7 protein-coding genes are annotated in these 10,943 nt (G+C 62.9%); 6 read left to right on the top strand and 1 reads right to left on the bottom strand.

Annotated elements, in window-relative coordinates; translation table 11 throughout:
* Positions 1-19: 19 nt before the first annotated feature.
* From I2I05_RS02510 to I2I05_RS02485, 6 genes are all read left to right on the top strand, one after another.
* Positions 20-1,306: an O-antigen ligase family protein gene (locus I2I05_RS02510; protein WP_196280615.1), complete on the top strand. Its 1,287-nt coding sequence runs from the start codon at positions 20-22 to the stop codon at positions 1,304-1,306.
* Positions 1,303-2,550, top strand: coding sequence for a glycosyltransferase family 4 protein (locus I2I05_RS02505; RefSeq protein ID WP_196280614.1), 1,248 nt, complete (start codon positions 1,303-1,305; stop codon positions 2,548-2,550). The genes I2I05_RS02510 and I2I05_RS02505 overlap by 4 nt, the downstream gene beginning before the upstream one ends.
* On the top strand, positions 2,547-3,569 hold the full coding sequence (locus tag I2I05_RS02500; RefSeq protein ID WP_196280613.1) for a nucleotide-diphospho-sugar transferase: 1,023 nt from the start codon (positions 2,547-2,549) through the stop codon (positions 3,567-3,569). The genes I2I05_RS02505 and I2I05_RS02500 overlap by 4 nt, the downstream gene beginning before the upstream one ends.
* Positions 3,566-4,885: a glycosyltransferase family 4 protein gene (locus I2I05_RS02495; RefSeq protein ID WP_196280612.1), complete on the top strand. Its 1,320-nt coding sequence runs from the start codon at positions 3,566-3,568 to the stop codon at positions 4,883-4,885. The genes I2I05_RS02500 and I2I05_RS02495 overlap by 4 nt, the downstream gene beginning before the upstream one ends.
* Before the next feature lie 56 nt (positions 4,886-4,941).
* Complete coding sequence (locus tag I2I05_RS02490; RefSeq protein ID WP_196280611.1) at positions 4,942-5,781, top strand: glycosyltransferase family 2 protein; 840 nt, start codon at positions 4,942-4,944, stop codon at positions 5,779-5,781.
* A gap of 1,005 nt (positions 5,782-6,786) precedes the next feature.
* A complete protein-coding gene (locus tag I2I05_RS02485) occupies positions 6,787-9,741 on the top strand; it encodes an Ig-like domain-containing protein (protein WP_196280610.1) in 2,955 nt (984 codons plus the stop codon).
* A 201-nt stretch (positions 9,742-9,942) separates the two neighbouring features.
* Here I2I05_RS02485 and I2I05_RS02480 read toward each other — a convergent pair whose 3' ends face one another.
* The gene (locus I2I05_RS02480; RefSeq protein WP_196280609.1) at positions 9,943-10,878 is read right to left on the bottom strand and encodes a hypothetical protein; all 936 of its coding nucleotides are present in this window, start codon (positions 10,876-10,878) and stop codon (positions 9,943-9,945) included.
* Between the last annotated feature and the right edge of the window lie 65 nt (positions 10,879-10,943).

The following is a 10,943-nucleotide window of genomic DNA, read 5'->3' as shown; positions in this document are numbered from 1 at the left end:
CTGCTGCCTGCGCCTTGCCATGACACTAAACCTGCGCTTTTTATATCTGCTGCCGCTGCTGGCGATGCTCTTCACCAACCCCGCCCTCAATGCCTTCCTATTGGGCAGAGAGGACGAGGCCGGAGGGGCCCGACTGTTGGAGTACGCCCTGATAGGCCTGTCGCTGCTGGCGGTACTGACCTACTACCGGTACCTGGAAGGCTATATGCGGCTGTGGTTCTGGGTGGTGGTGGGCGGCGCGCTGGCCCTGTCCCTGGAATCGTACGCCCATTGGCAGTCGTGGGTGAAGTACCCGCACGTTTTCAGCAAGCTCACGGAGCTTCTGCCGCTATTTGGGCTTTATGCATTTTACCGCCGCTTCCCGCCGCCTTCGTTTGGGCAATTGGTGGCGGTGCTGCTGCCGCTGCTGCTGCTCAGCCTATTCATTATCTATCCCGAAGCCCTGTCGCTGAGTTCGTTTCTGACAACCGAGCGCGGCTTCAGCGTGACATCGGCCTACCTGCTGCTGCCCGTGGCGCTGCTGTGCCTGAACTGGTATCTGACTGCGCACAATTTTATGTATGGGCTGGCCTTTTTGTTGTGCCTCGTGCTGATAGTGTTTTTGCAGCACCGCACGGTGTGGGTGTGCACGGCGGTGGCGCTGCTGGTAGACGTGGCACTGGTCGCCCTGCGCGTGCCCGGGGCCCGGAGCTGGGGCAGCCGGTTGGCGGTGCTGGCTGGGCTGGGGCTTGCGCTGGGCATCACCAGCGGCCTGGCCGTAGTGCTCGACAACCCCGACGTAATGCAGAAGCTGGCCGCCAGCATCGACGACATTCAGAACCCCACGACGCAGGGCACGGGGACGTTCCGCATGGAACAGTTCCGCGCGTACTTCCCCTTGGTGGAAGAGCGGCCCCTGATGGGATGGCGCATGGAAGGTTTTGAACTGCCCATTCAGTTCTTCAACGCCGACTCGGGGGAACCGGTGTGGGCCGACTTCACGGGCCATCATTTCCACAGCTTTTACCTCGACCGCCTGTTTTACTTCGGGGGGCTGGGCGTGCTGCTGGTGCTAGTTGTGCCCGTGGTAGCACTGGGCCGGCATCTGCTGCAGCGCACCCCGCTCCCTAGCAGCATGGCCGCGCTGCTGGCCTTTGCCGTCACCTTCCCTGTGTTCGGGCTTTCCTACGACTGGCCCAGCTACCTCTACGGCCTGCTGGGCCTGCTACTGGCCATCACCAGCCGGCCGCTGCCCGTGCTCGAGCCAGCCCGGCGCCGGCCGGCCCGCAAGGCCGTTTCCCTCACCTCTTATGCTCCCGCCCCATGAAGATTCTTTGGCTCGCGGCATATCCGTCGCCGCACATCACGCGCGAACACCCCGTGCCCTGGGTGGTCACCCTGGCCCGCCTCGTCAGCCAGCACCCCACCGTGGAGCTGACCATTTTGAGTTGGAATTGGGACCTGAAGCACCCGGTTGAAGAGTTCAACCACCAAGGCATTCACTTTATATATCTCCGCACTCCACTGTCTCGCTTCGACATCCTTACCCTTTACCAGACGCGCATCCGGCGGACGGCCGCCTACCTGCGCCGGCACTGCCACCGCTACGACCTGATTCACCTGCACGGCTCGGAACTGCAGTTTCAGGCGGCCACGGCGGGGCTGCCGGTGCCGGTACTGCTCTCGGTACAAGGGCTGGTTTCGGAATGCGTGAAGGTGCTGCCGGGCGTGTTTTCCTGGCGCCGGCTGCTCTGGAACCTGGCCGGCTACTACGAGCGGAAGTACCTGCCGCAGGTACCAAATTTTTCCTGCCGCACGCACTGGGATACCGCGCAGGTGGCCCGAATGTGCCCGGGCAGCCGAATTTTTCATAATTGGGAAGCCATTCGGGAAGCATTTTTTTCGGCGGCCGCCCAGCCCCGGCTCGCCCCCACCGGGCGGCCCATGCTGCTATTTATGGGCGGCACGCAGCTGATGAAAGGCTACCACGAAACCCTGGTTGCATTCGACCTCATCCGGCAAACTACCGATATGCGGCTGGTGGTGGCCGGGGCCGTGAACCCCGACGAACTGGCCGAGGCGCGCCGGCGCTTCCCGTTGCAACACGCCCAACCCGCCGACATCGAGTACCGCGGCTTTCAAACGGCGGCTCAACTCGCCCAATTATGCCGCGAGGCCGTGTGCCTGGTTCATCCCTCCTACCTCGACAACAGCCCCAATAGCGTGTGCGAAGCCCAGGTGGCCGGCTTGCCCGTGGTGGCCACCAACGTGGGCGGCGTCAGTTCCCTCATAGAAGACGGACGCACAGGGCTCTTTGCCGACCTCAACCCGCGCAGCCTGGCCGACCAAGTCCTGCGCCTCCACCACAACCCCGCCTTGCGTGCCCAACTGGCCCGGCAGGCCATGGCCGTAGCTCATCGGCGCCACAACCCCGAAACGGTGCTGCGCCGCACGGTAGAAATCTACGAGGCCATCTGCCACCGCGGACTCACGCCCCCGGCAGCCGTGCCCACCGTGGCCGAAGCTTCCCTGGACGCAATCACCGCCCTACCTCATGAAAGTACCGCATGAAAGCGCCCCATCCTGTAACACCCTCCGCCGAAGCGGACAGCCGCCCTGACCTCCAGCCCCCGGTCCTGCTCCTGATTTTTAACCGGCCGGATGCGACGGCGCAGGTACTGGCGCAGCTGTTAAAGGCCGGCGTGCGCCGGCTTTACGTGGCCGCCGACGGGCCGCGCCCCGGCCACCCCACCGATGCCGCGCGCTGCGCCGAAGCCCGCGCGCTGGTGCAAGATGCCGGCTGGGGGCCCGACTGCGCGGTGCGTACGCTGTTCCGAAACAAGAACCGGGGCTGCGGCACCGCCGTGGCAGAAGGCATCCACTGGTTTTTCGAGCACGAGGCCGAAGGCATTATCCTGGAAGACGACTGCTTGCCCGCGCCCGATTTTTTTCCGTTTTGTGCCGAGCTGCTGGCCCGATATCGCCACGACACCCGCGTGATGCACATCAGCGGCAACAACTTTGGCCCGGGCGCTGGGGCCGCCCTGAGCCCGGGCCGCCCGTCGTATTATTTTTCGCAGCAAATCCACAGCTGGGGATGGGCTACCTGGCGGCGGGCCTGGCATTTTTTTGACATATCCCTGCGCGACTTGCCCGAGCTGGCCGACAGTGGGCACCTCCGTTCCAGCTTCAGCAGCCGCCTGGAAGAGTGGTACTTTCTGCGCAAGTTCTGGGACCTGTACGACGGGCCCCGGCCTTCCACCATTTGGGACTACCACTGGCATTTTGCGCGGGCCGCGAACTCGGGTCTCGCCGTTATGCCCGCCGTCAACCTGGTCACTAACATAGGGTTCGGCCCGGAACACGCCACGCACACCCACGACCCCGCCGACCCGCACGCGGCCCTGCCCACCGGCACGTTGGCCTGGCCCCTGCACCACCCCGCCCACGTGCTCTGCGACCGGCCGCGCGACCGGCGCCAGTTCCGGGCCTTTTTAGTTGGGCGCCTGCAAGCCAAGCTGCGGCGGCTGCTGGGCCGCGCCGTGACTCCTCTATTCGTTTTGGTCACTATTTACTCCGCTTCCGCATGAGAATTCTTCTTTCGGCCTACGCCTGCGACCCCACCCACGGCGGCGAAGACGGCAATGGCTTCAACTGGGCCTGGGAACTGGCAGCGCGCGGCCACGAGGTGTACTGCTTCACCGCTGTGGTGGGCCGTGAAAACATCCTGGCGCGCTTAGCAGATAGCTCCCAAGGGCCTTCCCCCGCGGGCCTGCACTTTGTATTTGTGGGCGTGCCGGCGTGGGTCGATTTTCTGTACCGCTGGCAGTTTGGCGTGTACCTGCATTACATGGTGTGGCAGTACCGGGCCTGGCGTGCAGCGCGCCCGTACGATGCGCGGCGGCCATTCGATTTAGTTCACCACGTCACGTTCGGCAGCCTGCAATTTGCGTCGTGGCTATGGCGCTTGGGCCGGCCCATGGTGTTCGGGCCCATAGGCGGCGGGGAGGCGGCACCCAAAAGCTTGCGCCGCTACCTGCCCAACTGGTTCAAAACCGAAACGATGCGCAACGCAATCAGTTGGCTGCTGGTCACCTTTGACCCCAACGTGCGGCAAACCTTGCGGCGGTCTGCTTTGGTGCTGGCCTCCAACCGCGAAACCGTCGCCCTGGCTCGGCGCCTGGGTGCCGCGCGCGTGGAATTGGCCATGAATGCGGCACTGCCGCTAGACTACTTTCCGGCGGCGTACCCGCCCCGGGCCCCGTTGGCGGGGCGGGCGCTGCGCATTCTGTGGGTGGCGCGGCTGTTCCCGCGCAAGGGTCTTCATCTGGTGCTGGAAGCCTTGGGCCGCGTGAACCCAGGGGTAGAGTTCCACCTCGATATTTATGGCGACGGGCCCGTGGCGGAATTGGTACCGGGCTGGATTGCCGCTGCGGGCTTGCAAGCTCGGGTGACCTGGCATGGAGGCACCCCCTACGGCACGTTACGGGACATATACTTATCCCACGACCTGTTCATGCTCTGCAGCCTGCGCGACGCCTACGGCGTTCAATACCTGGAGGCCATGGCCATGGGTCTGCCCATTCTCTCGCTCGACCACCACGGGGCCGCTGATTTTATCCCCAAAGAAGCGGGAATCAAGGTGCCGGTTGGGCCGCCTGAGGCCACTACTGCAGCCCTGGCCCGTGCCGTGGAGCACCTTTACCACCACCCGGCCGAACTGGAACAGATGGGCCGGGCAGGCTGCGCTTTTGCAACTCAGTACGGCTGGCCGGCCCTTGTCGAGGGCCTGCTTGAGCGTGTGGCCCTCGTGCGGGCCTGTGCGCCGCCCACCGTCGGGCAGCAGTCTTCACCCTTGCAGCATTCCACTAGGCTGTGTGCCGAAGGCGTGGTGGAGAAGCGCTGAAAGCGTTGCTTCGGTCCTACAGGACGCAGTCGAAATACCCAATAGGCCCTACGCTCATGCTTCACATTGTCATTCCCGTTTTCAACCGTTTGCATTTCACGCGTGCTTGCCTGCAGTCTTTGCGGCGCCAAACTCACCAAGCCTTCCGGGTCATCGTTGTCGACGACGGCTCCACCGATGGTACGAGTGAGCACCTGGCGCAGGAATTTGCCGAGGTGGAAGTGCTCCGCAGCAGTGGCGACCTGTTTTGGACGGCGACAGTAAACCTGGGCATCCGCCGCGCCCTGGCCCTGGGCGCCGACCGAGTGATGACCCTCAACAACGACGTGGTAGCCCCCCCGGACTTTGTGGAGCACATGCTGCTCTGGTCGCAGCGGCAGCCGCGGGCGTTGATGGGGCCATTGGAATTAGACGCGGCCACCGGCAAGCCCGTTTTTGGCGGAGAACTATTCAGTTTTCTTACCCACCGCACCCGCAGCCTTCTCGATATACTTGGCCCCGACCAGCGCACCGGGCTGCACCCGGTTACATTTTTGCCCGGACGGGGCCTCCTGGTGCCCGCCGAGGTATTCCACACCGTGGGCTTGTTTGATGAGGGCCGCCTGCCGCATTACCTCGCCGACTACGATTTTACCAGCCAAGCCCGGCGGCAAGGCTTCCCGGTATACGTCAATTACGCCACCCACCTCCTCACCTACCCCGACGAGAGCGGCCAAACCCAAACCCGGCGGCACCGCAGCTTTCGCGGCTACTACCAGCACTTGTTCGGCATTCGCGGCGGCGGCAACCTGGCCAATTTCAGCCATTTCGCTATCAAGAATGCTCCTGCTACTTACCTGCCCTTGTTCTTGCTGAATGGCTATGTCCGGCGGTTGGTGGGCTATTTCCTGCACTAGAGCTGCTAGCAAACTAGTTAGCAAGCACCGCCGGAGTTAATTTCATCCTACGCTCCGGGCAGCTAGGCAGGCGGTGCTTTCGCTGCGCACAGCATTTCGGTTGAGGTACTGGCTTCTCAGGTCCCTGCGCCATAACCCGGGTGCCGCGCCACCGCGCATGCAAGGTGAAATCCTGCGTTGAAAGCCACCACCGATTGATGAAAACCAGGGTTTAGACAAGAAATTTTCTTTGCCCAATACAGCCTGCCTTGGCTTTGCGCCGGGGTGGGCTTTTGTATTTGGAGACTGCACAAAACCCACGGAAACCAGGCCAGACAATGGTCCAAACTGCCTTTCGAGCGGAGAAAAAAAAATAAAAAAATAATTTTTTTTCTCTAAGGCATCATTGCGCCAAATCCGCAAAAAAACGCGACAGAAATAATTTCCATTGCTTTTTTACGCTCTGTATTAATGATGCCCTATATCCAAATCAAATCAGAATTTGGACAAAATCGAGACGCTTTTTGGATTGTTCAGTATCTTTACCTAAACAATAGAACGTGCGGCGGGCAAATGACCCGAGGGAAAAACATAGGTTTTTCAGATACAAAGAGAGCAGTGGGAGCAGTTTTTAGCTATTAAAACAAAGCTGGCTTTTTGGTAGGATGAGCAAACTGTGCTGTCACGAGAAATTATAGTGACGGAGAAATTATGCCTGTTATTTTGGAATAGAAGCGGTTTTTTAGCTTTTATGATTAGTGAAAGTGATAATGATTCCGGGGTGGTAGTATCCCGGAACCTGCCGATAGCGGCAGTGATTGCGTAGCGCGTTGAGGCGAGGCTACGAGCTCATACCTAGTTCGTGAAGTTGGGAAAACGTCGATGAAGTTTCGGAGAATACCTCGCTTTTTAGAACAGGATTTTTGTATTTTTTTTTAGTCTTTTAAACAGCACTAAAAAGATTCCCTAACCCATTACTGCTCAGTTTTGAAAAATTCATCTTGGAAAAATAATATCTCGTCACATGTGCGGGGTATCCTCGCTTTGCTAGCCTTGGTGCCGGCAGTAGCAGCGGCCCAGAACGTGCCGTCGGTAACGTACCAGGGGCCGATAACCATCACGCAGGGGGGCACCTACACGGGCAACTACCGCAGCACGAGCTCGGCCACGCCGGCCGTGACCATCGCCACCACGGCCCCCGTCACCCTGCTCAACTGCGTGCTCGTCGGCCCCGGCGATTTGATTCAGGCCAACGGCGCCGTGGCCGACCTGAGCGTGCTCCACTGCCGGGCCTACGGCACCACCCCCACCCAGGACAACCGCTACCGCGGCCGGTTCGTGGCCGCCACCAACGCGCGCAACATCCGGGCCGAGCACAACTACCTCGAGCACACCACCGGCTTCACGATTTACCGCTTCAGCGGCGACGGCTCGGCCAACCAGACCGTGCGCATCCTGCGCAACCGGGTGCGCAACGTCGACGGGCGCACCCGCAACGGGGGCACGCAGATTGCCAACTTCGTGGGCCTGAACACGGTGCGCAACCTGGCCAATATCGAAATTGCCTGGAACCAGGTGATTAACGAGCCCAACCTCTCCTCCGTGGAGGACAACATCAACCTCTACAACTCCGGCGGCACGGCCCAGAGCCCGGCCAAAGTCCACGACAACTACGTGCAGGGCGCCTACCCCTTCCCCGCCACCGCCGCCACCTTCACCGGCACCGGCATGACCACCGACGGCGGAGCCGTGGGCTCGGCCAGCGAGACGGCGGCGTTTATTAATGCGTACAACAACCAGTTCGTCTCGACCTGCAACGCGGGCATGAACATCGCCGCCGGCCACGACATCAGCTACTACAACAACCGCATCGTGACCAGCGCCCTGCTGCCCGACGGCACCCCCTTGCGGGCCGTGTACGCGGCCACGTCCGTCTTCAACGGCAACCGCGCCCCGAGCTCCATCTTTTTCAACAACACGATTCGCAACAACACCATCGGCTACCGCAACCCGGCCTATTCCATTCCCTACCCCGGCCGCCACGACCTGTCCAACGGCGCCTGCGCCACCTGCACCGGCACCGTCCACCTGCCCAACCCCATCACCCTGGCCACCGAGCAAAACGAACTCACCCTCTGGCAGCAAAAACTCGCCCAGAACGGCATTGTCATCGGCCCCAACGGTACTAGTTCGCCAACAACACCCGCCAACACGGCGCCCGTTGTGCAGTTGAGCGCGCCGGCCACCGCCACGGTGGGCACGGCCCTGGCCCTGACGGCCACGGCCAGCGACGCCAACGGCACGGTGGCCCGGGTGGAGTTCTTCAGCGGGGCCACCAAGCTCGGCGAGGACACCACCGCCCCCTACGCCTTCAGCTTCGCCCCCGCCGCGGCCGGCACGCTGAGCCTGACGGCCCGCGCCACCGACAACGCCGGCGCCGCCACCACCTCGGCCCCCGTGGCCGTGACCGTGGCCGCCACCACCACGAGCCCCACCCCAGCCCCGACCACGGGCACGTTTTACCGGGCGCTGAACCTGGGCGGACCGGCCCTGACCATCGACGGCCGCGCCTGGGAGGCCGCCGCCGGAGCCTCGGGTTTCACGACTAACGCCCCCAGCTGGTCGAGCCCTACGGGAGCCCTGAGCCCGGCTACCGATGCGGCCCGCGCCACGATGCTGCGCACGGTCTTGTTTGGCACGGGCCCTACCTTGGCCCTGGCCGTGCCCTCCGGCAGCTACAACGTGTACCTCTACATCTGGGAAGACAACGCCCCGGCCATTGTCAACATCCAAGTTGAGGGCCGGACCGTGCGCACGGGCTACAGCACCGGCAGCGCCGGCCACTGGGAGCGCCTGGGCCCCTACGCCGCCAACGTCACCGACGGCACCCTGAACGTGTCCACCTCCGGCGAAAACGTCAACCTTTCCGGCCTAGAAATCTATAAAGCCACCTCCACAACCGCCAACACGGCGCCCGTTGTGCAGTTGAGTGCGCCGGCCACCGCCACGGCGGGCACGGCCCTGGCCCTGACGGCCACGGCCAGCGACGCCAACGGCACGGTGGCCCGGGTGGAGTTCTTCAGCGGGGCCACCAAGCTCGGCGAGGACACCACCGCCCCCTACGCCTTCAGCTTCGCCCCCGCCGCGGCCGGCACGCTGAGCCTGACGGCCCGCGCCACCGACAACGCCGGCGCCGCCACCACCTCGGCCCCCGTGGCCGTGACCGTGGCCGCCACCACCACGGGCACAACCAACTTGGTGCTCAACGGCGGTTTTGAGAGCGGGGCACTGTCTCCCTGGCTGACCTGGCTCAACGGCGGCAAAGCCGGGCTGAGCAAAACCGTTACCCGGGCCGGCACCTACACTGCCTGGGCCGGCGGTGGCGTAGCCTACCTGTACCAAACCGTAAAAGGGCTGCGGCCCAACACCACTTATACCCTCACCTGCGACGTATCGGCGCAGAGCACCAGCGGAGCCTCGGCCTGGGTGGGCGTGAAAAACGCGGGCACGAGCGAACGGCACCAGGAAGTGGGCAACACCAGCGGCGGCTGGCGGGCGGTCAGCCAGACCTTCACCACTGGCAGCACGGCCACGACGGCGGAGGTCTACCTCTGGATTGGGGAGGCAACCACCACGGCCTGGATAGACCAGGTGCGGGTGGCGCCAGCCAGCAGCACCCAAATGCAGAGTGCCCAGCTGGCCGAACCCCGCTCCACGGCTGAGGCCGGGGCAGCTTTGAGCGTGTACCCCAACCCGGTTGGGGCCAGCACGCAGCTACACTTGCCCGTGGCCACGGCCGAAATCGTCGAGCTGGGCATTTACACCGCCCAGGGCAAAACCATAAGCCTCCAGCGCGTGGCAGCGGCCCCCCAAGGGCCAGATGCAACGGTAAATACCGCTGCGCTACCGGCCGGCTCTTACGTGCTGCGCGTGCTCAGCGGCTCGCTTCGCGGCCAGAGCCTGCACTTTGGCAAAGAATAGCCCACAAAAGGCCGATTAGTATTCTGTACCTTACAAAAAGGCCGGACCCAATGGGTCCGGCCTTTTTGGGTGCGCCGGCTTCCTGGATTTGCGTTTTAGGCGCACCGTCGGTAGCCTAATCAGGGGCGAGCACCTCCAACAGCATCGGCTGAAAATTGCGCCGGTCCGGGAACGGCCAGCAAGCCGCAATGAAAAGAAGGCTTATGGCAGGCTCGGCTGCGGTACTTGGGTGCGCTGGGACAGGTCGGCCAGCAGCGGAGTGCCTGGCTCGTAGCGGCTGATAATGTCCTGCGGCAGGCGGGCGAGGTCGGAAACCCGGTAGAAATCAACGAGGTTGGTGCCCGTACATCGCGAATCTAGGTTGGGCGCGCCGCGGTGGTTCAGCAAATCATCTAAGTGCACGGTGCGAAAATCAATACTCCAGCGGGTTTTGCCGGTTTCGTTGTGCACGGTCGAGTGCATTTGAGCCCCCGCAAAAATGGTGACGCCTCCGGGCGGCAGCACCAGCCGGATTTGGGGGTCGGCCTCCAGGGGTTTGTAGGCCTCCGGGCGGGGTCGCTGGTCGGGCTCGCCGGCCGCTTTGAGCCGGGCTCCCTCTGCAAACCAGGCCTTCATGTGGTAGTGCTCCGACCCGTTCGGCACGGCCTGGTGCCAGTAGGCCGGGTGGAAAGCGACGGCATTGCCCGACTCGTGCGCATAAACCGGGAACCACCAGTTGAGTTGGCTGAGGCAAGCTGAAAACCAACTGTCGCGGTGAGTCTCAAAACGGTGGGCCATCCCGCTCACCAGAAAGTCGTGGCTGGTGGCCGAGCGCAGGCGCGGCACGTCGAAGTACGTTTTTTCGGGGTCACAGCCAAAGTCCCGCAACAAATTCTGCATCAGCTGCTTGGTACGCGCGCTGTTGATAAACTCCGGCTTAAAAGTGGCCAGCAGGTCGTCGAACTCGCTGGCACTCATCGCGTGCTGTGCCGTTTCGGGGTCCAGGTCGCCAAAAGCAGCCTCGGTCAATTCGCGGGCGTAGTTGACCAGGGCCAGCACACTGGCGCGTGGCTGAAACGCAAACAGCTGCCCCTGGTAGAGCTGGGCCCGCCGCTCGTCATCGGCAAGGGGCGAATCGAAGAAAATAGTATTCATCATTGGCGTAGGGTTGAGAGATGATGGAGCAAGGGTCGGATTGATGGCGCTTAGTGGGCCCGACTTTT

This window comes from Hymenobacter jeongseonensis (assembly GCF_015694725.1).
Classification (GTDB): Bacteria; Bacteroidota; Bacteroidia; order Cytophagales; family Hymenobacteraceae; genus Hymenobacter; species Hymenobacter jeongseonensis.
Note: the sequence above shows the minus strand (reverse complement) of the source record. Positions and strands in the feature narration are given on the sequence as shown.